Raw genomic sequence first — 26,669 nt, forward strand, 5'->3', positions numbered from 1 at the left:
GTCCGCTTCAGTCTCAGTCGGCTACATCCCAGGAATCGAGCAGCCAGTAGTACGAAATGGCGAAGCTGAACGCCCGATTCCTGCCGCCCGTGCCACGCCCCGCCGTCGCAGCGATGCCGGCACGGTAACCAAAGCTGTACCGGCTCTCACAGCTCGTACAGTCATCAGCGCCGTCGAAAATGCCTCCGGCTCCATCGGTGAAGTAGGTCGGCACCGGCGACCAGAACCCGGAGAGCGCTCCGGCTCCACCTCCGGCGACCCCGACCTTACTGGTCAATTGCCCGGTCACCGATCCACCGTAGGACGCTGCCACGAAATAGCCCTGGTAGTGTTCGGGCTTCGGCGTGTTATAGATCGCGGATCGACCAACAATCGCGACCGTAACGCCGCCGCCCACGACACTCGCATCCGGCAGCGTGGCGGGAATGGAAAGCGAGGGACCGAAGAACAGGTAGTTAGCCCGCTCCTTGCTTTCAGGGCTATTGAACTGGAGGCGCTCGAGGCCGCCTGTGAAACCGATTCCCCAAGCATTGAGATTCGCGCTGAAGACACCGAAAGGCACGAACCTGGCATCGGGTCCACGGGCCTCTGAATTCAAGATCCGTCGCACGCCTAGGCCTCCCGCGACGAACTCTTCCGGCCCGGTTCGATACAGGATGTCGCCCACCGCAAAGAGCGTGCTCGCGATGGACAGCTGCACAATGACGCTCGCCAGTCGGAACTCCGTCTGGCCGCTCGGATCGGTGCGATTAATCGGATCGCCACCGACATAAGCGTAGCGATTGATGGTGCGTGGCCGTAGCGGGTCGGGGGACGCGGAGTCCGCCGTGACGAAGCGACCTTCTCGCGGGTCATACCATCGACTGCGCATGAACACCAGGCCCGTCTCGGGATCGGTCAGCGAGTTCGCATAACCCAGTTCCAGCGTTTCGGGTCCGCCGGACAGCACGCGCCCGTAGGCGTCGTAGTCGATCTGAGTCACCTCGCCGGCCCTGACCCGTGCCGTTACCGAACCGAGATGGTCGCGGACGTAGGCAGTGGGGATGCCCGCCGAATCGATCGAGTGAGTGACGAACACGCCGTCATGGAGATAGCGTCGTATCTGGTCCCCGCTTCCGTCAGTCACTTCGAGGAGCATGGGCATGGCCGGAATGCTCCGGTCCCAGGTGAAGTAGCGTGTTTCGCTCCCGACGCGCCGGTAACGTAGCAGCCCGTCCGTGTGATATCCGTACGCGACGGTCACGGACTCAGGGCCAGTGCGTTCGTAAACGACGAGCCGATCCTGGGAGTCGTAGGTGTACCGCTCGGCGACCGACCCATCCGAACGTGAAATGAGGTTCCCGTTGGGATCCCAACCAAACTCTACGCCGCCGGACTGCAAGAGTCGGTCGTTGTCATCGTATGTCCTGGACGTCGTCTGGCCGTCGCGGCTTACTGCGGCGATGTTGCCGTTGCCATCAAACGTATACGTCGCCTCTCTCAGGACCACGGCACCGTTTGAGACCGTCTCGGCGATGAGGCGCCCGCCGGCGTCGTAGCTGTAGTCGGTATCGACACCGTCATGGCGGGACACGCGAGAAATTCTGCCCGCATCATCGAACGAGTAATCATAGAACGCGACGATGTCCGCTCCCGACCGGAAGGAGAGAGATAGCGCCCGCCCCTTGCCATCGTAGTCATGCTCGCCTTCCAACACGCCGGCCAGCGTGAAACCGACGGGAATCCCCAGCGCGTTGCGATCGACGCTTGAAGCCACACCCCTGTAGCGGAGTGTTTCGACTCGACTGGCGACATCGTAGTCTCGCTCGGTCTCCCCGCTCGGAGTTGCGATGCGCGTAACGCGGCCGGTGTCGTCCCGCGTGTACAGCGTGGCGATATTCGCCCCGCTCTGCCATTGAGTCAGGCGTCCGAGTCCGTCGTACGCCATGCGCTCCGCGAGTGCCGGCCCGTCGTAGGCGACGATTCGACCGCGCGCATCGTACTGGTAGATTTCACTGCCGCCATCCACCGTGCGCGTCAGCGTGCGTGCATCGTCGTCATACTGGAGACCGATTACCGTGCCATCGAACTTGGTGGACTGGATTACACGACCGCTCGCATCGTATTGGAGCATCCGCTGTTGCCCTAACGGCAGGGCGTGAGACGTCAGCCGGCCAAGCCCGTCATGCTCGAATCGGAGGACCTGCCCTTCCGGCATGGTCATGGTTTCGACAGACCCCAGCGAGTCGTACGCGAACTCGAAGGTCGAGCCCGAGCCATCGGTAGATCTCGCGAGGCGACCGACCGCGTCGTATTCGTAGTTCCAGCGCTCACCGAGATCCAGATCGACATCGGTGGGGCGGCCCGCCGAATCGTACCGGGTCTCGCGCCGGACGCCGTCGGATCCGGTCAGCGCGACAAGCCGGTTCGCAGCATCGTACTCGTAGCGAACATCCATGCCGAAACTGTCGGTCTGGCGAATGATTCGCCCGGCGTCGTCATACTCGATACTGCGCTGGCCACCGTCGGGTCGGGTCGTGGATACCCGTCTGCCCAGCACGTCGTAGGCATGGCGAGTCTCACCTCCCTGGGCGTTTCGTTCCACGACGAGCTGGCCGGCGGCATCGTATTCCCTCTGGAACGCCCCGAGGTCCGCCGGACGGATCTCCGTCTGATTGCCGACCAGGTCATGGACGAACTCGACGCCACCATGGTCGTCCGCCCCGACGCGGACCAGGCGGCCATTGGCGTCGTAGGTGCCGGCGAACACGGATACATCGCCACGCTCGACGGCATCGACATCACCGCGCAGGTTACGTTGTGCAGACCAGCCGAGACCCAACGGATTGGTCGCCCCAACCAGCTGGTCGTTCGCGTCGTAGGCGGCGGTGCTCGGGGCCGGGTCCCCGGGGCGTTGCTCAGCGATGAGGTTCTGGTTGGAATCGTAGCCGTACGCCCAGCTCAGGCTGGTCGATCCCGTTGAGGAACGCAATGTGGTTCGTTCTTCAACAACGTCGCCCAGCGTATTGAGAATCGACTGTTGAACATTTCCTTCTGCATCAGTCCGGCTTATCTGCCGGCCAAGCGCGTCATAGGCATAGCGTGTCGTGCGTCCCGTGGGATCGGTTTCCGCGATCAGGTTGCCGTCGAGATCGTAAGCGAAGGTAGAACGGTTGCCGAGCGGATCGATCTCGGCAATACGATTGCCGCGGGAGTCGTACTCGTACGCGTGCGTCGCGCCGTTCTCGTCGGTGAAGCGAAGTACGCGACCCGTGGCGTCGTACTCTATCGACCGCCGGTTACCGAGTGGATCCAGTGTTTCCGTGATCCGACCGGCGTCGTCGTACGCGTACTGCCAGGTCTCGCCGAGACTGTTGGTCCTCGAAAGCTGGTTGCCCTCGGTATCGTAGGTATACAGCGTCGCGTTCCCGAGCGCATCGACACGTCGCGTGACGTTACCGGCGTCGTCATAGCTCAGCTCGGTCACCGCGCCATTGGCCTCGATGACAGTTTCCGTCTGCTGCTCAATATCGCGCTCGAAGTGCACCGCCTGGCCCTCGCCATCCACGGTACGGACCAGCCGGCCATCCGCGTCGTATTCGTTTCGCACGACGCTTCCGGCGTCACCGCCGAGGATCTCCAGGACATTGTGTTTGCGATCGTATGCGTAGCGCGTCGTATTTCCGTTACGGTCGACGTGGCTGCGCAGGTCGCCATTGCCATCGTAGACATAGCGCTGCACGTTGCCGGCAGGATCGGTGATCGCCGTGATGCGGCCCAGGTCATCCCGGTCGAACGCGATGCTGGCACCGCTAGAATGGAAAATCCCGTCCGCCTCGAAATAAAGAGTGTTTCCGTTCCGGTCGACCACGCTTTCGACGCCATCGCTTCGACTGATGACGTACTGCGTGCCATTGGGCGCGGTATACCGAAAACGGTCGGGATCGAAAACTCGACCTGACACGTCATCGACGAGCTCTACCGCGCCGGGCTGCGGATCCAGGATGGACAGGATTGTGTTATCGAGCACCTCGAGCTGGCCGCGTGTTCCCGGCCGAGGCGCGAAGCTTGCCGAAAGCCGCGACGGCGGGAACGGGACGAGCGGCGAGGTGGCAGGCGTCACGACCATATCGAACGACTCGACTCGTCCGTCGGGCAGACGCAGGCTGACAACGGTTCCCGCGGTCGGACGAAGCGCGAACACGAGTCCCTGGCGATCCACCCGCCAACCCTCGCCGGCCGTGCGGTTGGCGCGGATTCGCAGGGACTGGACCCCAACACTCCAGCCGACGCCAAAATCGCTGTTCGTCTTGTCCCGACTGTCGTAGGTCCGGCTGACCCTGATTGGCAAACCCGCCAGCGGCACTTCGAGATCGACATAAGCCAGTGAGAAATGGCCTACCTTCATGCCCCCGTCGACCTGCACCGTGACCTCGTCAACGGTCTGGTTGCCGCCCCGGTCGAACACCGTCAGGCGCAATGTGTACAGGTCGTTGATCAGCAGTGTCGGATCGAACCGGCCGAGCACGCCGTTCGTGACCGGCGACGTGGACGTCACGATCGGCGTGAACACGGTCTCGCCCGCCAGCGCGTACGCCAGCTCGTACTTCAGGAAGTTGTCGTCGGTTGCCGTGCCGGTCACGTCGACCGGCTCGGTCACCGTCGCATCCGCAGCTGGCGCCGAGATCGTCACAGAGGGCGGCACCTGGTCGCCGGCAATACGCGCCACGACCTCGATCGTCGCCGAGCCGGAGACGCCGTCGCGTGTCGCCGTCGCGGTGTAGCTGCCGGGCGTCGGTGTGCTGAAGCTCGGACCGTTGGTCCATGCAACAACGCCGGTCAGGTTCTGGCTGGTACCGTCCGCGAACACGCCTGTTGCGGTCAGGTTCACTGGCTGGCCGGCCAGCACCGTGGAGCTTGCGGGAGCGACGACCAGGCTCTCGAGATCGAGATCGCCGTCGATGCCATCGCAGTTGGCATCGATGCCGTCGGCAGGATCATCCACCCCGCCGGGGAAAATGGAGCCATCGCCGTCGTCGCAATCGCCCTGGTTCGGTGTGAATCCGTCGCCGTCCGCATCGATATCCTCGGGACCGGGGCCACGGGACACGACCAGGTCGACTTCGCCGCCGAACTCGGCCACGGCCCCGCCCGGAGGCGACTGCTCGGCGACGGAGCCGGCGGGCACGGTCGGGTGCGTGGCCTCGCGAACCGAGCCCACGAGCAGGTTGGCGGCGGCCAGGGCATCCTCGGCCGCAGTCTGCGGGCTGCCGACCACGTCAGGCACGGTCACCGGTTCGCCGACGACGAGGGTGAATGATTGCACAGTGGTGAAGCCGATCGTGTCGCTCGCGAGGAGGCTCACGGCGTATTCTCCGGCCGCATCGGGCGACCAGTTCAGTCGTCCGGTCGAGGACAGCGTCATCCCCGGCGGCGCGGCGGCCAAGGTCAGCGTCACCGAGTCGCCCGGGTCGAGATCGACCACGCGGGCGCCATACTGGTATGGGAAGCCGATGGTGGTCAGGGTATCCGGCTTGCTCAGGAACGCCGGCGGCGTGCCGGCCGGCTGCACGTCGAAGGTCACCGTGGCGACGTTCGAGGTGCTCTGCCCGTCCGAGACCTGGTAGGTGAAGGCATCGGTCGTGCCGGCCAGCGGGTCCGGCGCCCGCCTGATCAGGTTCCAGCCGTTCAGCTCCGGCCTCAGCCAGTGCGGCGTCGGGTTGGTCAGTACCTTGCCGTCAGCGTCGACGTAGCCCTCGTGGAAGATCCATTGCGTGCGGACCGGCGGCGCCGGGGGCAGCGGCTTCGATTCGATGCCCCCGATCACGCGCACTGTGCCGTTCAGACCACCGTTGAACGACGTGACAATCTCCGCCGCGCCGTCCCCGTCGACGTCGGCGATGGTCGGGAAGCGATGGAACGGCGCATACCGGTCCACCGGAATGAACTCGAGCAGGCTGCCATCGCGGCCGCTGAAGATGTAAAGCCCGTTGCCGTTGGCGGCATTGAGATGAACCACCATGTCGTAGGCGCCATCGGCGTTGGCGTCGAATGCGACCACGCCCTGGAGCGCGCCGCCGGCAAAACCCGAGGGCTCCTGGAACCGGTCGCGATCCGCGTGACTCCAGAGCGGCGTGCCATCGGTATCGAACACCGCCAGGTAGCGCGGCAGGCCCGAGCTGAAGATACTGTAATCGCCATCCATCCAGCCGAACTCGACCTGGCCGTCGCCGTCGAAGTCGGCCACGGCAATCGCGCTGGTGGAGGGTGTCTCCCGCGCGATTTCCCAGGCCAGCGTGCCGTCGTGTTCGAACAGGTAGGTCCAGTCCCTGCTGCGGCCGATGATCTCGGGATAAGGATCGTCGTCGAAGTTCGCGACGGCCGTATGCAGGTACAGGCCCTGGCCGGGCGTCGTCGTGAAGGCATCGCGAATCGGCAGCCGGAACTCGAATTCGCCGTCGTGACTGACGACGTGGTTGTGGACGATGACTTCCATGGTGCCGTCCAGGTCGAGATCGACGACGGCCACTGGCTGGTTGAGTTCCCGGTTACGCTGCGGCTCTGCCTCGTATTCCCACTTCAGGGAGCCGTCCGCACTGTTGAAGACCGTGACACCGGCACACGAAACACTCGGGCCGCAGCCGAAAACATTCCACGACACCAGGATCTCGACAGCCCCATCGCCGTCGAGATCGGCGAATGTCGGACCAGAGGTCGACTCAGAGTATCCGAGGTAGGTCCGACCGGTGGGCTCGGAACCGCCGTTCCCCGGCCAGGCCAGCGTACCGTCGTGGTGCGCCGCAATCAGTGAGGGCGTCGGATCGAAGCCGCCGTTCGGCTGCCGGAGACGATGCGCGATCATTTCGAGATCACCGTCGCCGTCGATGTCGAGCAGGCCGAGGTGGGAGCCCACGCGCACGCCGCCGACATCGACGGCCTGCACCAGCGGGCTGCTTCCGAGTTGGACGGAACAGTCCTCGGCATTGAGGATGAAGAACTCACCAGTGAAGCTGCGCGTGATCCAGGACATGCCGACGATCTCGGTGTCACCGTCGTTGTCGACGTCGCCGACGGCCAGCGTGCCATTGGTTCCGAGGCGGTCGGGGGAGAAGGGCAACTCACACTGGGTCTGTGTGTAGACGCGCTGCGGGTCGGACACCAGGTTGTAACCGTTGCGGCCCGGCTGCAGCCACGCGGGTTCGGGCTCGGCGAGCACGTTCGCTGCGTCGTCGATACGCGTCTGGTCAAAGATCCACTGGTTGCGCACGCCCGGCGCCGGTGGCAGCGGGTTCGCACTGGTGCCGCGCCACACGCGCGTCGTGCCGGTGCCACCGGTATTGAAGGAACTGATCAGCTCAGCGGTGCCATCGTCGTCGATGTCCGCGATGGTGATGAAACGCTGCTCGGTGAAATAGGAATCGATCGTGACGAACTCGAGCACCGAGCCGTCACGGCCGTCGAAAATGTAGATGCCGGTGTCGGCGGGCACGCCGTTGTCGTAGTGAACCACGAGGTCCGCGGCGCCGTCGGCATTGGCATCCCAGGCCGTGATGTTCGGGCCCGTGAAGCGGTTGATCGCCGGCGGGGACAACGCCGAATTGCCGGCATGGCTCCACAGCTGCTGCCCGTCGGTGTCGAAGGCGACCATGTACCCGGGGCTGTTGCCGGTGCCGGCGAGGAAAGCGAACTCGACCTCTCCGTCACCGTCGAGATCCGCCACGGTGAGCTGGCTCTGGCCGTTGTTGGCGAACGGCTGCTGCCAGATCAAGGTGCCGTTCTGTTCGAAGAGATAGACGTTCTGCTGGTCGTAGGCGACGATCTCGGCGAAGGTATCGCCATCGAAGTCGGCCACGGCGCTGTAGAGATTGGTGGTGATTCTCGAGGAGCCACCGAGATAGCCTTCGACGGGTAATTCGAACTCGAGACCACCGAGGTGGTCGACGACCTGGGTGTGGAGGATGATCTCCATCGTGCCGTCGCGGTCGAGGTCGGCGACGACCGGCGGCTTGTAGTCGGCGTCGCCGAACTGGTCGGGGCCCGTGAACTCCCACTCGATGCTGCCGTCGCGGCTGTCGTAAACGGTGACGCCACTTTGTCCATAGGCCGAGGTGCTGCCGATAATCCGCCACGGCATGACGATCTCCACCACGCCATCCGCGTCTAAGTCGGCGAAGGTCGGGCCGGTGTAGCGATAGGAACCGCTGCTGGAGCCGGCCGTCGGGAAGCCGAGGATCGGGCTGGTCTCGCTGCCGCCGTCGCCCGGCCACGCGAGCGTGCCGTCGTGGTGCACCGCCAGCAGGTGGCGGCTGTCGAAGTATCCGCCCTGGTCCTGCGGCAGGGCTTCGCGCGGCGCGATGATCTCGAGATCGCCGTCACCGTCGATATCGAGCAGGCCCGGATGCGAACCCTGCGACAGGCCGCCGGCCGCAACGACCGCGGGGCTGGTCGGGAGCTCGGGCGTGCAATCGGCCGCGTTCAGGACCCAGAGCTCGGCGCGGCCGGCGCTGGTGATGAAGTTGTAGCCGACGAGTTCGGTCTCGCCGTCGTTGTCGACGTCACCGACGGCGATGGTGCCGTTGTGCTGGAAGCCTCCCGCCGAGATCGGCAATTCGCATTGCAGCTCGAGTTCCACCGGCCCGATCGTCTCGGGCAGTCCGGGCGTGTAATCGAAAGACCCGTCCGCCCTGAAGTCGAGTGTGCCGTTGGCAGTGGTGGTGACCAGGGACGCCGACAGCGGGTCTCCGTCGGGGTCGCTGTCGTTCGCCAGCACGCCCGGGGCGGCCACGGAAGCCGTTTCACCGATACGCGCTTCGTACAGGTCGTCGATGGCTACGGGCGCGCGGTTTGGCGCCACGACATTCACGATGGCGCTCTGCAGCGCGGCGGCACCGGCGGCATCCGTGACTTCCACGGTGACGTCATGGGCGCCGACCTGCGCGGCCGCCGGCGTCCACTCGATCAGTCCGGACGGCGAAAGCGTCATGCCGGAAGGTGCAGCGGGCAGCGCGTAGCTGAGGATATCGCCGGCATCCGGATCGCTGGCGTCCGTCTGGATGGACAGGGATTGTCCAATTACGACCGTGCGCGACCCGATCGGCGCGAGTGTGGGCGGCTCATTGTCGGTCGGTGTGAACGGCGCGCTGCGCACGTCGATGCTGAAGGTGTAGGAGTCGCTCAGTCCGCCGCTGTCGGTCACCCGCACCGTCACCGGCACCAGCGCCGGGCTCCCGCCGGCGTTGTAGAGGAAATCCCCGCTGGCCGGGTCGATGCTCGCGCCCGCAGGCGCCGACACCAGACTGAAGGCAAGCGTGTCACCGGCATCCGGATCGACGGCAAAGATGCGAAACGCGAGCGACGCGCCGACGAAGGTCACGCGGTCGCCCACAGCCACCAGCGCCGGCGGGTTGTTGTCCGTAGCGGCCGTGACAATCACGGCCGCCGGTGCACTGTCGAGCTCGCCGTCGTTGACGACCAGGCTCGCCGTGTAAGTGCCTTCCACGTCGGCGACGAAGCTCGGCGAAACGGCCGTCGCGGAACTCAGGGTCGCGCCGCTGCCGGCGGGCCGGAGCAGCGTCCAGAGGTAAGTCAGTTCGTCGCCATCGGGGTCGCTGGACGGGCTGCCGTCGAGCTGGATGGTGTCCCCCGGCGCCGGCTGCGACGGGCTTGCCGTGGCGGCCGCCAGCGGCGCCTGGTTGGCGGCGACGGCCGTGATCACGGCCGTGTCGGGTGCGCTGTCCACGCTCCCGTCGTTGACGATCAGCTGCGCGACATAGAGGCCGGCGACGTCAGTCATGAACTGCACGGAGGGGCCCAGCGGGGTCGCGAGTTCGGCCGCACTTCCCGCGGGCCGGGACAACAACGACCAGAAGAACTCCAGCGGATCGTCGTCTACATCGAAAGAAAACTCTCCGTCGAGTGTGACCGTCTCGCCGGCTTCCACTTCCTGGTCGTCCCCGGCATCCGCCACGGGCGGCGAGTTCGAGGTCGTGACGAGAGCCGTGTCCGGTGCACTGTCGACATAGCCGTCGTTGACCACGAGTTCGACAGCGTATTCGCCCGCCACGTCCACGACAAAGCTGGTGTTCTCGCCGGAGGTCGAATCCAGCGCGGCGCTGCTTTCAGCCGGCCGTGCGGCCAGTCTCCACCTGTAGGTCAACGCGTCGCCGTTGGCGTCGAAGGAACCGGCGCCGAAGAACTGCGCAGTCCCGCCGACCGGCACCGTCTGGTCGAGCCCGGCATCCGCAACGGGCGGGGTGTTCTGGCTCGACACCACGACAAGATCGGCCGCGCTGTCGAACTCGCCGTCGTTGACGACGAGGCGGACCACGTAGTTGCCCGGGCGGTCCGCGACGAATCCCGGCATGACCGAGGTCGGGTCATCGAGCTCGGCCGTGCTTCCGGCGGGCAGCTCCGTGAGCTGCCATGCATAGCTGAGCGGATCGCCCTCCGCGTCCGTCGAGCCGCTGCCGTCGAGTTGCACCCGGTTGCCTGACTGGAGCGCCTGGTCGGGGCCCGCTTCGGCGACCGGGGGTGTGTTGGCCGGTTCCCCCGGGTCCGCGGTGAAATTCCAGACGATGCTCGACGGATTGAACCTGAAGCGGCGGTTCTGCCGGAACGTGAAGGTGTCGTCCGGCGTGACCATCGCGCCGGCCGGGATCGCGCCCGCATCGACGTCGCCGTCCCGTATGGAGGTGTTCCGTGAGGTACTCGTGGCGACGGCCCTGACGTTGGCGAGCGCCTCACCGTCATTTCTGATCGTGATGCGGTACGTGTAGTCGAAGTCCATTCGACCGACGCGGCTTTGCCCGACGAATTCATACTCGACCACCGCGAGGTCCGAGACATCGGCCCGCGGGGTGACGCCGGGGAGAAAAAGCGCCAGCCCGAGCAACAGGCTGGTGGCGTTGATGAAAGCGCGGGGCCTGGACCCCGCCAATCGATGGCGGCCGAAAACTGACATCATCTTTCCCCCCGGGGATGATCGGTCGCGCGCGGCACCGGTCCACGCGGCTCTATGTCAGTAATGGCGGAAAATTGACGCGAACTGGCTCGTTCACGTCGAGATTTGCGGTTATGTCAAACTCGCAGAGGGGCTCTGTGACGGCATGCTATTGATTTTCCGTGCGTCGCCGCCGGCGTGCGCCAGCACCTTCGGATCCATGACCCGGCGCCACAGCGGCGGGATCATCGCCAGCAGGAACATGCCGTAATAGCCGGCGGGCAGCTGCGGCGCCTCGTCGAAATGCCTGAGGCTCTGGTAACGCCGCGCCGGCCAGGCGTGGTGGTCGGAGTGACGCTGCAGCTGGTAGAGCAGCAGGTTGGAGATCACGTGGTTCGAGTTCCAGCTGTGGCGGGGGGCGCAGCGCTCGTAGCGGCCGTCGGGATCGCGCAGTCTCTTGAGGCCGTAGTGCTCGACGTAGTTGGCCGCGGACAGGAGGCTGTAGGCGAGGACGGCCTGGAGCAGGAGGAACGGCAGGAGGGCCGGCCCGAGCCAGGCCAGCAGTGCGCCCCAGAACACCACGCTCAGCGCCCAGGCCTGCAGGTTGTGATTGGCCGGATGCCAGGGACCGCGGCCCTGGGCCGACAGACGCTCGCGCTCGAGCTGCCAGGCGCGGCAGAAAGCGCCGGGGATCTCGCGCGTCATGAAGCGGTAGTAGCTCTCACCCAGGCGTGCGGAGGCGGGATCCTCCGGCGTGGCGACATCGCGGTGGTGACCGCGGACATGCTCGACGATGAAGTGGCCGTAACAGGACGGTGCCAGCGCGGCGCGGCCGAGCCAGATCTCCAGCGGGTCTTTCTTGTGGCCGAGTTCGTGACCGGCGTTGATTCCCGCAGCGCTGCTCCAGCCGGCCGAGAAGGCCAGGCCCAGCCAGCCGACCCACCCCAGCCCGCCTTCGACCGCGACCCAGGCCGCGACGACGACGGTCAGCCACACCGCCGGGACCGCGAGCCAGGTCAGCCAGCGATACCAGCGGTCGGCCTCCAGCTCCGGCACCCGCGCCTCAGGCGGGTTGTTCTCGTCCGCGCCCAACAGCTGGTCGAGCAGGGGCACCACGCCGTAGAGCACGGCCGTCGTCAGCCAGAGCCAGGCTTCGCCGCCGCCGGCCACCCACAGGCCGATGCTCGCCAGGGGCAGCATGGGCATGAACAGCGAGACCATCCACCAGCGACGGCGGCGATCGGTCCAGGAGAAAACTTCAGCGGGAGAACTTGCCATGCGCCTCATCATGGCGGGGCAATCGGCCCTGCGCATTGTTCCTCTCCGTCAATTCTTTTGTTATTTTCGGCCAATATGGCGTTACCTACCCTCCTCCCGATCGTTCCGCGCGGCCTGCATCACCCGGCCGCCGGTGTCGCCGTGCTGGCCGGCGTCCTGCAGGACCTCGAGGTGGACCCGCAGCCATTGCTGGCGCGCTGCGGCCTGCCGCCGGAGATCGCCGGCGCCGGGCAGGCCGTCCCGGTCGAGCGCGAGATCGCCTTCATCCGCCTCGCGCTCGAGCGCTCCGGCCGGTCCGACCTGGGGCTCCTGGCCGGCCGCGGGCATCGATTTCCCGTATTCGGTTTCTGGGGCCTGGCGCTGGCGGCCAGCCCGACGCTGGCCAGCGCCATCCGGCTCGGGCTGCAATACGTGGACCTGACGCATACGTTCCTGCGCTGGCGTTTCGAGCGTGGCGGGCCGGAGGCTGCCCTGGTCATGCAGGCCGGTGCACCGCTGGGCGAGCTCGAGACCTTTCTCGTGGAGCGCGACGCCGCGGCCGCCGCCACGCTGCTGGAGGACCTCACGGGCCGGCGGGGCGGACTGGCGGGCGCAGAGTTCGCCTATCCCGCCCCCGCCCGGGCGGCTCGTTACGACACGGTGTTCGGTTGTCGCCCGACCTTCGGGGCAGGGAGGCACGCATTGCGGCTCAGCGCCGCGATGCTGGAGCAACCGCTGCCCGGCGGCGATCCGGTCATGGCCGCCGCCGCCGAGGCCCAGTGCCACCGCCTTCTGGAAGGCCTGTCACCCGCCGGCGGCCTCGCCACCCGCCTGCGCCGTCACCTCCTCGATCATCCCGGCCGACTGCCGACCCAGGACGAGACCGCGCGTCACCTCGGGCTGTCGCGGCGCAGCCTGCGGCGCAGGCTGGCCGAAGAAGGCACCAGTTTCAGGGCGCTGGCGGACGAGGTCCGCTTCGGTCTCGTGGCCGGCTACCTGGAGAACACCGGCCTCGCGCTGGACGAGATCGCGGCGCGCACCGGTTTCAGCGACGCCGCCAACCTGTCTCATGCCTTCCGCCGCTGGACCGGCACGACGCCGGGCACCTGGCGGGCGGGCCGCCGGCCCGGCCATGCGTCGCAGCCCGACGCGGACAAGTGAATCCGGACTGACACGCATTTGCGATATCATGACTGGATTGTGCCCGAAAACGGGACACGGACGGAGCCTCGAGCCTTGAGCATAATGGACAGCCTGCTGACGGCGGGATTTCGGCACAACAGTCGCCGCCTGACCCGTTTCGCCCGCCCGCAGCCCAGCGAGACCCTGCCGCCGCCCGACCCGGCGCGCAAGTATATGCTTTACCTGCATATTCCTTTCTGCACCGTGCTCTGCCCGTTCTGCTCCTTCCACCGGGTCTGCTTCGAGGAACAGAAGACCGTCCGCTACTTCGAGAGCCTGCGCCAGGAAATCCGCATGGCCCACGAGGCCGGCTACAGCTTTTCCGACCTGTATGTCGGCGGCGGCACGCCCACCGTGATGCCCGGCGAAATGGCGAAGACCCTGGAGCTGTTGCGCAGGCTCAGTCCCATCCAGAGCATCTCCATCGAGACCAACCCCGACGACCTGACGCCGGGCGTGATGTCGCAGATGCGCGACGCCGGCGTGACCCGCGTCTCGGTGGGCATCCAGAGCCTCGACGACGAATTGCTGAAGCAGATGGACCGCTACGAGAAATACGGTTCTTCGGCCCAGGTCATGAAGCGCCTCGAAGGGGCCCGCGGCTTCTTCGAGACCCTTAATGCGGACATGATCTTCAACCTGCCGCACCAGGACGAGAATTCCCTGCTGAAGGACATCGACCTGCTCACGCGGGATATCGAGGTCAGCCAGGCGACGTTCTACCCGCTGATGAGCGCGGAAAGCACCATGCGCAAGATGCTCAGGACCATGGGCGAGGTGGATTTCGATCGCGAAGGCCGGATGTACCGCCTGATCCTCGACTCGCTGCCGGACGCCTATCACCCTTCCTCCGCCTGGTGCTTCAACCGCGAAAGCGGCACGGTGGACGAATACATCATCGAGAACGAGGAGTATCTCGGCCTCGGCAGCGGGTCGATGAGCTACCTGGACGGCATCCTTTATTCCAGCACCTTCTCGCTGAACCACTACAATCGCCAGATTGCCGCGGGTCGCTTCGGCATCAGCCGGCGACAGCCGCTCACCCGTCGCGACCGGCTGCGCTATTTCATGCTGATGAACCTGTTCGGCCTGTCGCTGGACAAGCGCACGGCGGAGGCCCGCTACCCGGGCTTCTTCTGGAAGCTCGCCCCGGAGATCGCCGGCCTGAAACTCCTCGGGGCCGTGCGGGATGAGGGCGATCGCCTCGTGTTGACCCGGTACGGTATGCGCATATGGATCCTGATCATGCGCGAATTCTTCATGGCCGTATCCGATTTCCGCGACCTGATGCGGCATAGCATCCGCGACGAGCTGGATGCCTTCGGCCCGCTCGAAACCCGCCTTCCCACCCCGGATCTGCGCCCTCCCGGCACGTATTGATCCTTACCCCGGGTACGCATTGACCCTGATTACGGCGGGCGTCATGCGGCGCAAAATTGCACCTGCCTGAGCCCCTGCGTCCGGTGACCATGCTTCACCGGGCCCGATTGAGCGACGGCTCGGCTGAGTTTGGGGCAGCCGGACACTAAACAGGATCTTCCGCCTTCGGCGCGATCCGCGATCCACGGATCGACAAAAACCGGGAATACAGACATGGCCAGAATCACTCCTATCCTGCTCGGGCTGCTCGCCTTACTCGCGTTGTCGCTTACGGCGACGGCGGTGGACGCCCAGCAGCGCGAGATCAACTGCACCGCCTGCCACAGGGACGTGCAGCACGAATCGACCGCGCACACCGAGCTGGCCTGCAAGGACTGCCACACCAACGTGACGAGTCCGCGCCACAAGGCGGAAGACCTCGCGGACCTCGCAGGCGACGCGATGTGCGCGCAGTGCCACACCGTGGCCGAACGCGTCGTCGGGCGCAGCATCCACGCCGACAAGGTGAGCTGCCTCGACTGCCACGGCGAAGCGCACGACATCATGCGCAACGACGAACTGACCGCGCCCATGTCGCCGGTCGGCCAGGTCCGGGTCTGCGGCGACTGCCACTCGGGCCTCGAGGGACAGGAGGGCATGATCGATGCGTTCGTGGACAGCGTGCACGGCCGCGGCCTGCTGCGCTCCGGACTCGTCAACTCGCCGACCTGCAGCACCTGCCACGGCGGTCACCAGGTCTTTGCAGTGGACCACGAACGCTCGCCGACCTCATTCGAGAACTCGGCCGAGATGTGCGGCGACTGCCATGCCTACATCTACGACGAATGGCTGAATGTCAGCGCCCATGGCGTGGCCTTCAAGGCCGGCAATACGGAAACGGCGACCTGCACCGACTGCCACGCCTCGCACGCCATCGGCGAGCCCACCATCGGCGGCGACCGGCTCGACATCGTCAACGAATGCGGCGACTGCCATGGCAGTTTCCTGAATACCTACCGGGGCGACTTCCACGGCAAGGCCACGAACCTGGGCCTCGTCGTGTCCGCGACCTGCTCCGACTGCCACTCTCCGCATAGCACGCTGGGCAAGGATGATCCGCGCTCCAGCATCCACCCCGACAACCTGCAGCAGACCTGCGGCGACTGCCACGGCGACGTGACGCCCGGCTTCGCGTCGTTCAACCCGCATGTCGATCCGAGCGATCCGACGTCCAACTTCTACGTTTACCTGATCGCGATGGCGATGCATGCGCTGGTGATCGGCGTGTTCGGCTTCTTCGGCATCCACGCGATCCTCTGGCTGCAGCGCGGTATCGTCGGCCACATGCGCGGCGAGTTCATCGGGCACCACAGCGCCAGCGGCAAGTACGTCCGCCGCTTCAAGGATCGCGACATCAAGATGCACATCCTGATCATCGTGACCTTCCTGTTGCTGGCGGCCACCGGCCTGCCGCTGAAGTTCAGCTACGCGCCCTGGGCGCAGCCGCTGGTCGATCTGTTCGGCGGCGTCGAGAACACGATGCTGCTGCATCGCCTGGCCGCGATCGGCACCTTCGCCTACTTCGTGTGGCACCTTGGCATCCTCGTGCAGCGCTTCTTCATCAAGAAGGAGAAGGGCTTGTTCTGGGGCCCGAACTCGATGACCCCGCAGCTGAAGGACGGCAAGGACATCGTCGCCATGTTCAAGTACTTCCTCTACATGGGCCCGCGGCCGGCCGGCGACCGCTGGACCTACTGGGAGAAGTTCGACTACCTGGCGGTGTTCTGGGGCATGATGATCATCGGCGGCTCCGGCCTGATGCTCTGGTTCCCGAACTTCTTCACGGAGATCCTGCCGCTGCCGGGCTGGGTGCTCAATGCCGCCTACGTGGTGCACAGCGAAGAAGCGCTGCTGGCCACGGGCTTCATCTTCGTGTTCCACTTCTTCCACACGCACCTGCGCCCGGAAAGCTTCCCGCTGGATCCGGTGATCTTCACCGGCGCCCAGCCCATCGAGCGCTTCAAGGACGAGCGCCCGCTGGAGTACCAGCGCATGGTGGACGAAGGCACGCTGGAAGATCACCTGGTGCCGGCACCGACCGACGCACAGATGCGGAAGATCCATTTCTGGGGCTTCTTCTTCGTGGCGATCGGCCTGGCCCTCGCGGTCGGGATCTTCACGGCCCTGCTGATCTATTGAGGAAAAATGCCAACAGGGCGGCCGGGATGGCCGCCCTGTTGATCAACCAGGGAATGGCGCGGGGCCCCGTCGAGCAATCGGCGGGGCTTTGTGCGTAGCCCATAAGGAAAAAAACATGGCCAGAAAATTCTTCGCTGCGTTGACGCAGAACCCCGTCAGCCTTGTCGGCACGGCGCTCGCCGTCGCCGCCCTGACCCTCATCATCTCGCTGTTCATCGTCCAGATGCTGGGCTTCGAAGGCGGCCCGTACCTGGGCATCCTGACGTTCCTCGTGCTGCCGGTATTCTTCGTCGCCGGACTTTTGCTGATCCCGATCGGCATCGTCCGGCAACGCAAGAAGGCTGCGAGAATGGCGGAGCGCGGCGAGGCGCCGCCGCTGTTCCCGGTCATCGACCTGAACAAGGACACCACCCGCAAGTCCGTGGTGATCTTCATGGCGCTGACGCTGTTGAACATCATCGTGCTTGCCGGCGCTACCTACAAAGGCGTGGAAGTCATGGACTCCAACGCCTTCTGCGGCCTCGCCTGCCACTCCGTCATGCAGCCCGAACACACGGCCCATCAGCGCTCGCCGCATTCCCGCGTGCACTGCGTCGATTGCCACATCGGACCCGGTGCCGACTGGTTCGTGAAGTCCAAACTCGACGGGGCCTGGCAGATGGTGGCGGTGACGCTGGACATCTATCCGCGCCCCATCGAGACGCCGCTGCACGACCTGCGTCCGGCGCGAGACACCTGCGAGCAGTGCCACTGGCCGACCAAGTTCCTGGGCGACAAGCTGAAGGTGGAAACGATCTACGCGGAGGACGAGGCCAATACGGAACTGCGCAGCGCCCGGCTGATGAAGATCGGCGGCCTGCAGGGGCGCGAGTCTTCGGGGATCCACTGGCATGTCGATCCCGACATCCAGATCCGCTATCGCTCAGACGAGAGCCGCATGGAGATCTACGACATCGAGATGACGCAGGCGGACGGCACCGTCAAGTTGTTCCTCGCCGGCGAGACGCCGGCGGATGCCGGCGACTGGCGCGTGATGGACTGCGTGGATTGTCATAACCGCCCCACGCACATCTATCGCCCGCCCGGCGCCGAGATCGACCAGCTGATGGCCGGAGGGCGCATCGACACCAGCCTGCCCTTCATGAAACGCGAGGGCGTGCGCATCATCGAGGAAGCGGACTACGAGTCGCACGAAGAGGCGCGCATCGGCATCACCGCCTCCCTGCAGTCCTTCTACCAGGAGAATTATCCCGAGGTCTACGCGGAAAATGCCGGCGCCATCATGGGTGCGGCGGACGCCCTCGGCGACATCTACAGCTGGAACGTGTTTCCCCACATGAACGTCCGCTGGGACACTTACCCGGACCACAGCGGGCATCCGCCGGTGCGCGCCCGCCAGGACGCGCCGGGCTGCTTCCGCTGCCATAACCGGCAGCACCAGACCGCGGACGGCGAACGGATTTCGCGCAGCTGCGATCTCTGCCACACGATCCTGGCACAGGAAGAAGAGGACTCCGAGATCCTGAAAGTGCTGAATCCCTGAAGCCGGGGTGCCTGACCAGGGCACGGTTCTCCGGAGCCGTGCCCTGTTTCGTGCCGTGTAGCCGGCAGGGCCGCGAAAGTTCCCAAGGACTTACCACGATTGCCTGCGCCCTGCCCGCTGGGTAGAGTGCTGCGCTTCGGAGACCCCGGAGATCCCATGCTGCGCTCCCGCTTTTTCCAATCCCTGACGGCGGCCCTGTTGCTGTTCGCGGCCACGGCCGTCGCGGCAGCGGATCCCGAGTGGCTCAGCGACGGACCCGGCGGCGAAACGCGGATCGTCGTTTACTACTTCTACTCGGACACCTGTCCGCACTGCATCGAGGCCAAGCCCTTCGTCGCCTCCCTCGACGAGCACGACTGGATCGACCTGCGCAGCTACGAGGTCAGCAAGAACCGCGACAATGCCCTGCTTTACCGCGACACGGCCGCCGCGATCGGCGAGCAGGCCCGCAGCGTTCCCGCCTTTATTTTCTGCGGCTCGATGCAGACGGGGTATGACACGGCCGAGACGACCGGCGCCGTGCTGCTCGCCCGCATGGAGTACTGCCATGCCAACCCCGCGGGCGTGATCGACGCGGCGACGGAGCTCGGCCCCACGCCCGGCGAAGTGATGGGCGTCCAGGTGCCGCTGATGGGCTTCGTCAATCCCAGCGACTGGGGCCTGCCCATCCTGACCGTCGTGATCGCCGGCCTCGACGCCTTCAACCCCTGCGCTTTTTTCGTCCTGCTGTTCCTGCTCAGCCTCATGGTGCACGCACGCAGCCGCGCGCGGATGATGATGGTGGGCGGTACCTTCATCATCATTTCCGGCGTCATCTATTTCATCTTCATGGCCGCCTGGCTCAACGTGTTCCTGCTGATCGGGGAACTGCGCGTGGTGACGCTGGTGGCCGGGTTGATCGCGGTGACGCTCGCCGTGATCAATATCAAGGATTATTTCTGGTTCGACGCGGGCGGCCCCTCGCTGTCCATCCCCGAATCGAAGAAACCCGGCATGTACGAGCGGATGCGCAACCTCGTCTCCGCCAAGAGCCTGCCGGCGATGCTCGCCGGTACGGTGGTGCTGGCGGTCGCGGTCAACAGCTACGAGCTGCTGTGCACCGCCGGCCTGCCGATGGTCTACACGCGCATCCTGACGCTGCGCGAGGCCGACACCTTCGTCTATTACATGTACCTGGTGCTCTACAACATCATCTACGTGATACCCCTGCTCATCATCGTGGGACTGTTCGTGATGCGCTTCGGCTCGCGCAAGCTCAGTGAGAGCGAAGGGCGGCTGCTGAAACTCATGTCGGGCATGATGATGTTCGGTCTCGGGGGCGTGATGCTCGTGGCGCCGACCGCGTTGAACAACGCCGGCGTGGCGATCGGACTGCTGTTCGGCGCGATCCTGGTGACGTGGATGATTCATGCCATCAGCAGGAAACGCGGGCTGATATGATCGGGGCATGACCCCGGATTCGATACCCCTTCCCGGCTGGCCACGGATCGCCCTGCTCGCCGCCGTGGCGCTTGCATTGACCGCCTGCGCCGGGTCCCGGGCGTGGTGGCAGGACGACCTGGAAGCCTGGCGCGGTGCCAGTGCCTCGGAACTTGTCGATGCCTGGGGCCCCCCGGTGCGGACGTTGACCGACGCGGACGACACCACGGTGCTGGTCTACGAAAGCTCGCGCGAACTCGATTACCGGATGGAAACCCTGGCAGAACCGGCCCGGATGCTGGACCCCGACCGGTTGCGGACGGCCCGAATGCCGGGCGGCGGCGGCGAGTGCACCCTGTTCTTCGAACTCAGGGACGGCCGGGTCGCCGCGGTGCGCCATGAGGGCGCCGCCTGCGATATCGTACCGCGTGACCGCGCGCAGCGGCGCGCCCCGTAGGGCGCACGCCGCGCGTTACTGCGACTGGCTCGCCGCGCCGCTCCCGGCACGGAAGGGATAACGCTCGAAGACCTGCGCCACCGCATCATCCAGCGCGCCGGCCGGGTCTTCCCGGGTCGCCTGCGTCACTCGATCCGTCGCGGTGGCTTCCCAGACGAGCTGCCGACGCTCCGCATCGATGAGATCGATGAACAACGTGCCGCGCTGATACGTATCGACGCGTGTCTCGTAGCTGTAGGCCGGCCAGGGGTAGTAGTAGCTGCCGCGCCAGCCGTACCAGGGTGGCGGCATGGACGGCACGGTCCGCACGTCCTGGACCTTCTCGGTGGTCATGGCGAAATTCACCAGCAGGTCCGGATCCTCCGCGACGCGGCGATAGCCACGTGCCTCCAGTTCCCGCGTCACGGACCTGATGACGCGCTGGTCGCCGAGCGTGTCGTACGTCCGCGTCTCGCCGCGTTCCGCTCGATCCATGAATGCGAAGGTCTGGTACTGGGAAAAATCCGCCGTGGCGTCGTAATCGGTCGTGATCTCGGGGCCCAGTGCGGCGCAGCCGGCCAGCGCCAGCGCGCCCGCGAGCGATCCTAAGCGTGTTGCAATCGTCATTCTCATAACCGGAACTCCTGTGCGGGGCCATAGGCCCTCTTGCCTGCTATTCTGGCACTGAGCCGGCCGGCCTGCCTCAAAGATCTTCGAAACTGTCGAGGTCGGCCAGCTCGCGGCTGAGCCGGCGGCTCTCCGCGAGGGCCTCGAGCGTCCGCCGCGCCGCCGTGCCGGGCCCGCTGCGCCGGGCTTCACGCTGCCCGATATCGCTCAGGACGTCCATCGGCTCGACTTCCCCGGTGAACTCGAAGCCGGCGCTGCCCGGGGCATCCTCGTGTACCTGTGCTTTCATGGTCGGCTCTCCAAAATTCCTTTCCTGCCCGCGTATTCGGCCCCGGGCGCCGGTCGGTTCCACCGGCCGGCTATCCGGGAGCCTGTCTTGAGCTTAGATGATGCCGGCGCCGGAAAATTCCATGTCTCGCACCACAGCAGCGGATGCCCTATATTCCGACCCTTCGGTGCGGCCCGGTGACGGCAGGCCGCCCGGTCCGTCCGCGGGGAACTGCGCACCGTGTTGAGAGCCAGGCAAAAGTTGGGCAAGTACCGGATCGAGAAGCGCCTCGCGGATGGTCCGCTGGCGGCCGTCTACCAGGCTTTCGACACCATCCACGGGCTGCGCGTCGCGCTGAAGATCCCGCATCGCCGCATGATGGATGACTACTTTCTCGCCGACTTCCGCAAGGAAGTCCGGATGCTCGCCAAGCTCGATCATCCCAACATCCTGCCGATCCAGAACGCCTGCTTCATCGACGGCTATTTCGTCATCTCCATGCCGCTGGGCATCGACACCCTGGGCGGGCGACTGCAGCGACGGATTTCCACCGAGAAAGCCCTGGATTTCACCGGCCAGATCCTCGCGGCCATCGCCCATGCCCACGAGGAAGGCATCATCCATTGCGACATCAAGCCCGATAACTTCATCCTGTTCCCGGGCAACGTGCTGCGCCTCGCCGATTTCGGCTTCTCGAAGCTCGCGCGCCGCCGCATCGAGGCCTCGGGGTCCGGCACCGTGGGCTACGTCGCACCGGAACAGGCGATGGGCCGGCCCTTGCTGGCATCGGACGTCTTCTCGACGGGGCTCGTGCTGTATCGCCTGTTCGCGGGCACCTTGCCTCGCTGGCCCTACGACTGGCCGCCCCCCGGGGCGGCGCGGCTGCGCAAGAAGCTGCATCCCGAGATGGTGGCGCTGATCCGGCGGGCGATCGAGGTCAAGCCGAACCGCCGCTACCGGGACGGCGCGCGCATGCTCGCCGCCTTCGAGGCCATCCGCCAGCCGGCGGCCGGGCGGCGCGCGTGAGCGCCGGCCTGGAAGCGCTCATGCTGAGCGCCGAGCCGCGTCCGGCCAGCACGCTGCTGCGGGCGGCCGAGGGCGCAGCCGCGGTCTGGGCGGCACCCCGGCCCGGCGGGGGGCTCAGTGAAGACGCGCTGCTGGTGCTGCCGCTCGGCCCGGACAGTGCCGTGCTCGCGGTAGCGGATGGCATGGGCGGCCTGCCGGAGGGCGGCATCGCGGCGGCCCGGGCGATCACCGCGCTCGCGACGACGGTCGAATCGGGTCTCGCGGACGGCAACTCGCTCCAGGGGGCGATCCTCGACGGGATATCCCGGGCCAACGCCGCGGTCCTGTCGATGGGCACCGGCTCGGCCACGACGCTCGCCGTGGCGGAACTGGCCGGCGGCTGGATTCGCGCATACAACGTCGGCGATTCGGAAATCATGGTGTTCGGCCAGCGCGGGGGACTCAAGTTGCGCACCCTGTCGCATTCCCCCGTCGGCTTCGCGCTGCAGGCCGGGCTCGTGGATCACGAGCAGGCCCTGTATCACCACGATCGCCACCTGGTGTCGAACTTCGTCGGCAGCCACGACATGAGGATCGAGGTGGGCTCCGCACTGCGGCTGCGTCCGCTGGACACCGTCGTGGTATGCAGCGACGGCCTCGTGGACAACCTGCGGCTGGCCGAAATCGCCGCGATCATGCGTTGTGGCCCGCTGGATCGACGCCTGGAGAAACTGGCGGACCAGGCCACGATGCGCATGACGACCCGCCCGAAGACGCAGGACAGTCATCCGAGCAAGCCGGACGACCTGTCGATCATCGCCTTCCGGCGGCGACCCGGGCGAGCCCTGGCGCGGCGGTTGCCGCCGACGCGCCAGCTCGGGCTGGGGGACGAAAGCACTGCAAAGAACGACTGGGGGCATCCATGAACACGAAGCCGTTTCGCCTGCTGCTTGCCTGCCTCCTGCTGTCACCCGGCGCGGTAACGGCAGAGGACGCGGGGCCCGTGCTGCTCATTCACGGCGGTGCCGGGACCCTGCGGGCCGCCGACATGAGCGCGGCCGACCGGGCTGCCTACGAAGCGGCGCTGCATGCGGCGCTGGAGGCCGGCTGGCAGGTACTGGCCGACGGGGGCAGCGCCCTCGACGCCGTCACGGCCGCCATCCTGCCCATGGAAGACTCGCCCTTGTTCAATGCCGGGCGCGGCGCGGTGTTCACCGCCGACGGCCACAACGAACTGGACGCCTCGATCATGGATGGCGCGACCCGCGAGGCGGGCGCGATCGGCGGCGTGCGCTGGGTGCGTAACCCCGTGCTGCTGGCGCGCCGGGTGATGGAGGCATCACCCCATGTCTTCCTCGCCGGCCAGGGCGCGCTGGCGTTCGCTATCGACCAGGGTCTCGAACTGAAACCGTCCGAGTGGTTCTGGACCGAGCGCCGCTGGCAGCAGATGCAGCGCGCCACGCTGCAGGGCGCGCGGCCGCCGGGCCCGTCGGAGGGACGCTTCGGCACCGTGGGCGCGGTCGCGCTGGATGCTGCCGGCCGATTGGCGGCCGCGACCTCGACCGGCGGCACGACGGCGAAACGCTACGGCCGGCTGGGCGACGTGCCGGTCATCGGGGCCGGCACCTGGGCCGACCGGGGCTGTGCCGTCTCCGCCACCGGCGACGGCGAATACTTCATTCGCGCCGCCGCGGCAAGCAGCCTGTGCGCCCGCATGGCGCTGGCCGGCGAATCCCCCGAAGAAGCGGCATGGACCACGCTCGCCGCGATCCGGGAACTCGGCGGACTCGGCGGGGTGATCGTCCTGGACGGCACGGGGCGAGCCAGTTTCGCGTTCACCACCGAAGGCATGTACCGCGGCCGGGCCGATGCCGGCGGACGCCGGGTCGCCATCTTCGCGGCGGGGGAACAGCCCTAGCCCGCCTTCGCGAGCCAGGCCATGTAGCCGATATAACCGACCACGAGTCCGAAGCCCTCGAATCGGCCGATTCGATTGCGCGTCAGGATCAGCGGCACCAGCACCATGGCGAAAAGCAGCATGGTGACCAGGTCGATCATCGTGATGCCGCCGCGATCGAGCGGATGAAACACCGCCGTGAGCCCCAGCACGGCGAGGATATTGAAAAAGTTGGAGCCGACCACGTTGCCGACCGCGATGTCCGCGTTCCCCTTGATCGCGGCCACGATGCTCGTCGCCAGCTCCGGGAGGCTGGTACCGATCGCGATCACTGTCAGCGCGATCAATGCCGGGCTGACGCCCAGGCTCGTGGCCAGCCCGACGCCGCCGTGCACGAAAGCCCACCCCCCGAGCACCAGCGCGACCAGGCCGGCGAGAATCAGCAGCCAGTCCATCGCGGAAGATCGTTCGTTGCGGGGGGCCGCGCTCTCGAACTCGAGACGGACCTGCTCGGTCTCGATCTCGCGGCGCGCCACCTGGATGTTCCAGAAGAGGAAAACGCCGAGTCCCACGAGAAACACGAGTCCGGCGGGCCGGCTGATGCGGCCGTCGTTCAGGAAGGCCACGAGCAGCAGGGACACGAAAATCAGCCACGGCAGGTCGAGCCGCAGGATTCGCGCCTGCACCTGCATCGGCCGGATCAGGGCGCAGATGCCGAGGACCAGTCCGATATTGGCGATATTGGAACCGACCACGTTGCCGATCGCAAGGTCATCGACCCCCACGAAGGCGCCTTGCATGCTGACGGCGAGTTCCGGCGAACTGGTCGCGAAGGCGACGATCGTCATGCCCACGATGAACGGGCTCATGCCGCTGCGCAGGGCGATGTTGCCCGCCCCGCGCACCAGCGCTTCGCCACCGGCGTAGAGGAACACGAAACCGAGCAACATGAATCCGATGAAAAGGAGCATCAAGCCTCCAGGTCGGCGAAATAGCTTGCGAGGAAAGACTCGAAGGGAATCGTTTCCGCGGCCTCCAGGTCGGCCTGCGATTCGAGAGACCGGGCGGTCTCGGCCTCGAACTCCGCCTGGCGGGCCGCAGACATCGGCGGCAGGGCCGCGAAATACTCCCGGTGCTGGCGCGACATCCGCATGGCGAACTCGAAGAAAGACTCCCGTTCCTGCTGCATCTCGGTGAGGATGCGTGCCGATGGCGTGAGGGACGGATCCTCGAGCTTGGCGGACTGCAGTTCGAGCGCGGCGCTGTAGGACGCCGCCGGATCGTCGCCGTCCAGGAGCCGGCAGATCGGCGCCAGCTGGCGACAGATTTCCCGCCCCCAGTCCGCCAGCGGCCGCTCCACCCCGGAGATGGCCAGGGCGAGGTCCGGGCGGCGCCCCGCGATGGCGACGCGTGCATGGTTGTCGTCGAGGCGCTCGAGCTCGTCCTCCTCGATCAACGGGCTGTCATGCAGCATGCAGAAAATCAGGAATGCCTCGAGGAAGCGAAACTCGTTCTGGCTCACACCGGCCGGATCGTAGGGGCTCACATCCAGCGCGCGCACCTCCATGTACGCCACCCCCGCGCGCCGCAATGCGAGCGTGGGCCGCTCGCCGGAGCGGATCGGCTGCTTGGGCCGGATGTAGCCGTAGTACTCGTTCTCGATCTGCAGCGCATTGCTCGACAGCTGGCGCCATTCGCCATCCGGGTTGACGCCGATGCGTTCATACGGCGGCCACGGCGACCGGATGGCGTGCTCCAGGCCCGCGATGTACTCGTCCAGCGAGTTCATCGACAGCTGGATGCTCGCCTGGCTGGTGTTGCGGTAACCGAGATCGCTCATGCGCAGTGAGGTTGCGTGAGGACCGTAGCAGGTGCCGTCGTCGAACTCGGGCAGGCCGGGATCGCGCCCACCGAGGAAGGACTTGCAGAGCGCGGGGGACGCCCCGAACAGGTACAGCACGATCCAGCCGAAACGGCGGAAATTCCGCAGCAGGCCGAAGTACATGCGGTCGCGGAACTCGCGCTCGTCGCCACGCCAGCCCTCCACCTCGTGCAGGGCGGTCCAGAACTGCTCGGGCAGGGAGTAATTGAAATGCACGCCGGAAATGGTCTGCATGACGCGGCCGTAGCGGTAGCCCAGCCCGAGCCGGTAGATATGCTTCATGCGGCCGATGTTGGATTCGCCGTAGCGCGCGACCGGCACGCTGGCGTCGCCGCGGACCGCGCAGGGCATGCTGGTGGCCCACAGCAACTCGTCGTCCGGCAGCCGGGGATAGACGTACTGGTGGATATCGCACAGGAACTGCAGCGTCTCCCAGCAGCTTTGCTGCGGGGGCGTGACGAACTCGAGCAGGGCCTCCGAATAGTCCGTCGTAATCCACGGATGCGCGAGGGCGGAACCCAGGGCCCGGGGGTGCGGCGTCATCGCGAGACGGCCGTCGGGCATCACCCGCAAGGACTCTTTCTCGACCCCGCGCCCCCCGCCGGACAAGCAGCGCGGGTCGAAATTCGCCAGGCGATCCAGTCTTTGATCGACCATCCGGTACATCACGGTCCTCT

The 26,669-nt window shown here is 66.2% G+C and carries 15 protein-coding genes; 9 read left to right on the plus strand and 6 right to left on the minus strand.

The features are described from left to right. Nucleotides 1–13: 13 nt before the first annotated feature. Both G6032_RS12815 and G6032_RS12820 read right to left on the minus strand, forming a co-directional pair. Nucleotides 14–10,942, minus strand: coding sequence for an FG-GAP-like repeat-containing protein (locus G6032_RS12815; protein WP_165282548.1), 10,929 nt, complete (start codon nt 10,940–10,942; stop codon nt 14–16). A 108-nt stretch (nt 10,943–11,050) separates the two neighbouring features. Then, on the minus strand, nt 11,051–12,196 hold the full coding sequence (locus tag G6032_RS12820; RefSeq protein WP_165282549.1) for an alkane 1-monooxygenase: 1,146 nt from the start codon (nt 12,194–12,196) through the stop codon (nt 11,051–11,053). Nucleotides 12,197–12,271: 75 nt separating this feature from the next. On the opposite strand from G6032_RS12820, the gene G6032_RS12825 reads away from it, so the two are divergent. The 6 genes from G6032_RS12825 to G6032_RS12850 all read left to right on the plus strand — a co-directional run bounded on the left by G6032_RS12825 (nt 12,272) and on the right by G6032_RS12850 (nt 20,334). Beyond that, nucleotides 12,272–13,336 (plus strand): AraC family transcriptional regulator, encoded by a 1,065-nt coding sequence (locus G6032_RS12825; RefSeq protein WP_165282550.1) that lies wholly within the window; start codon nt 12,272–12,274, stop codon nt 13,334–13,336. Between the two features lie 84 nt (nt 13,337–13,420). After that, nucleotides 13,421–14,737, plus strand: coding sequence for a coproporphyrinogen III oxidase family protein (locus G6032_RS12830; protein ID WP_240902310.1), 1,317 nt, complete (start codon nt 13,421–13,423; stop codon nt 14,735–14,737). Nucleotides 14,738–14,950: 213 nt separating this feature from the next. Next, a complete protein-coding gene (locus G6032_RS12835; RefSeq protein ID WP_165282552.1) occupies nt 14,951–16,915 on the plus strand; it encodes a cytochrome b/b6 domain-containing protein in 1,965 nt (654 codons plus the stop codon). 115 nt (nt 16,916–17,030) lie between these two features. Then, nucleotides 17,031–18,458: a NapC/NirT family cytochrome c gene (locus tag G6032_RS12840; protein ID WP_165282553.1), complete on the plus strand. Its 1,428-nt coding sequence runs from the start codon at nt 17,031–17,033 to the stop codon at nt 18,456–18,458. 156 nt (nt 18,459–18,614) lie between these two features. Next, complete coding sequence (locus G6032_RS12845; RefSeq protein ID WP_165282554.1) at nt 18,615–19,898, plus strand: thioredoxin family protein; 1,284 nt, start codon at nt 18,615–18,617, stop codon at nt 19,896–19,898. A 7-nt stretch (nt 19,899–19,905) separates the two neighbouring features. Continuing rightward, nucleotides 19,906–20,334 carry a hypothetical protein gene (locus G6032_RS12850; RefSeq protein WP_165282555.1) on the plus strand — a complete coding sequence of 143 codons (429 nt, stop codon included), beginning with the start codon at nt 19,906–19,908 and terminating at the stop codon, nt 20,332–20,334. 15 nt (nt 20,335–20,349) lie between these two features. On the opposite strand, the gene G6032_RS12855 is transcribed toward G6032_RS12850, so the two are convergent. Both G6032_RS12855 and G6032_RS12860 read right to left on the minus strand, forming a co-directional pair. Beyond that, the gene (locus G6032_RS12855; RefSeq protein ID WP_165282556.1) at nt 20,350–20,946 is read right to left on the minus strand and encodes a DUF4136 domain-containing protein; all 597 of its coding nucleotides are present in this window, start codon (nt 20,944–20,946) and stop codon (nt 20,350–20,352) included. A 70-nt stretch (nt 20,947–21,016) separates the two neighbouring features. Beyond that, nucleotides 21,017–21,229: a hypothetical protein gene (locus G6032_RS12860; protein ID WP_165282557.1), complete on the minus strand. Its 213-nt coding sequence runs from the start codon at nt 21,227–21,229 to the stop codon at nt 21,017–21,019. 222 nt (nt 21,230–21,451) lie between these two features. Between G6032_RS12860 and G6032_RS12865 the strand changes: the two genes are divergently transcribed. The 3 genes from G6032_RS12865 to G6032_RS12875 are packed head-to-tail and all read left to right on the plus strand — an operon-like array spanning nt 21,452 to nt 24,131. Beyond that, a complete protein-coding gene (locus G6032_RS12865; RefSeq protein WP_206211979.1) occupies nt 21,452–22,234 on the plus strand; it encodes a serine/threonine-protein kinase in 783 nt (260 codons plus the stop codon). Further along, nucleotides 22,231–23,139, plus strand: coding sequence for a protein phosphatase 2C domain-containing protein (locus tag G6032_RS12870; RefSeq protein WP_165282558.1), 909 nt, complete (start codon nt 22,231–22,233; stop codon nt 23,137–23,139). Before G6032_RS12865 ends, G6032_RS12870 begins: the two co-directional genes overlap by 4 nt. Continuing rightward, nucleotides 23,136–24,131 (plus strand): isoaspartyl peptidase/L-asparaginase, encoded by a 996-nt coding sequence (locus G6032_RS12875; RefSeq protein WP_165282559.1) that lies wholly within the window; start codon nt 23,136–23,138, stop codon nt 24,129–24,131. The genes G6032_RS12870 and G6032_RS12875 overlap by 4 nt, the downstream gene beginning before the upstream one ends. On the opposite strand, the gene G6032_RS12880 is transcribed toward G6032_RS12875, so the two are convergent. Continuing rightward, nucleotides 24,128–25,081 carry a calcium/sodium antiporter gene (locus G6032_RS12880; RefSeq protein WP_165282560.1) on the minus strand — a complete coding sequence of 318 codons (954 nt, stop codon included), beginning with the start codon at nt 25,079–25,081 and terminating at the stop codon, nt 24,128–24,130. The genes G6032_RS12875 and G6032_RS12880 overlap by 4 nt on opposite strands. Continuing rightward, nucleotides 25,081–26,649 (minus strand): glutamate--cysteine ligase, encoded by a 1,569-nt coding sequence (gene gshA, locus G6032_RS12885; protein ID WP_346763818.1) that lies wholly within the window; start codon nt 26,647–26,649, stop codon nt 25,081–25,083. Before gshA ends, G6032_RS12880 begins: the two co-directional genes overlap by 1 nt. Nucleotides 26,650–26,669 lie beyond the last annotated feature (20 nt).

It is taken from the genome of Wenzhouxiangella sp. XN24 (genome assembly GCF_011064545.1).
Lineage (GTDB): Bacteria > Pseudomonadota > Gammaproteobacteria > Steroidobacterales > XN24 > XN24.

Coding starts and splice junctions, on each gene's coding strand:
- G6032_RS12840 (WP_165282553.1), top strand. CDS start 17,031: ATGGCCAGAAAATTCTTCGCTGCGTTGACGCAGAACCCCGTCAGCCTT.
- G6032_RS12825 (WP_165282550.1), top strand. CDS start 12,272: ATGGCGTTACCTACCCTCCTCCCGATCGTTCCGCGCGGCCTGCATCAC.
- G6032_RS12815 (WP_165282548.1), bottom strand. CDS start 10,942: ATGATGTCAGTTTTCGGCCGCCATCGATTGGCGGGGTCCAGGCCCCGC.
- G6032_RS12830 (WP_240902310.1), top strand. CDS start 13,421: ATGGACAGCCTGCTGACGGCGGGATTTCGGCACAACAGTCGCCGCCTG.
- G6032_RS12860 (WP_165282557.1), bottom strand. CDS start 21,229: ATGAAAGCACAGGTACACGAGGATGCCCCGGGCAGCGCCGGCTTCGAG.
- G6032_RS12845 (WP_165282554.1), top strand. CDS start 18,615: ATGCTGCGCTCCCGCTTTTTCCAATCCCTGACGGCGGCCCTGTTGCTG.
- G6032_RS12855 (WP_165282556.1), bottom strand. CDS start 20,946: ATGAGAATGACGATTGCAACACGCTTAGGATCGCTCGCGGGCGCGCTG.
- G6032_RS12880 (WP_165282560.1), bottom strand. CDS start 25,081: ATGCTCCTTTTCATCGGATTCATGTTGCTCGGTTTCGTGTTCCTCTAC.
- G6032_RS12835 (WP_165282552.1), top strand. CDS start 14,951: ATGGCCAGAATCACTCCTATCCTGCTCGGGCTGCTCGCCTTACTCGCG.
- G6032_RS12850 (WP_165282555.1), top strand. CDS start 19,906: ATGACCCCGGATTCGATACCCCTTCCCGGCTGGCCACGGATCGCCCTG.
- G6032_RS12820 (WP_165282549.1), bottom strand. CDS start 12,196: ATGGCAAGTTCTCCCGCTGAAGTTTTCTCCTGGACCGATCGCCGCCGT.
- gshA (WP_346763818.1), bottom strand. CDS start 26,649: ATGGTCGATCAAAGACTGGATCGCCTGGCGAATTTCGACCCGCGCTGC.
- G6032_RS12875 (WP_165282559.1), top strand. CDS start 23,136: ATGAACACGAAGCCGTTTCGCCTGCTGCTTGCCTGCCTCCTGCTGTCA.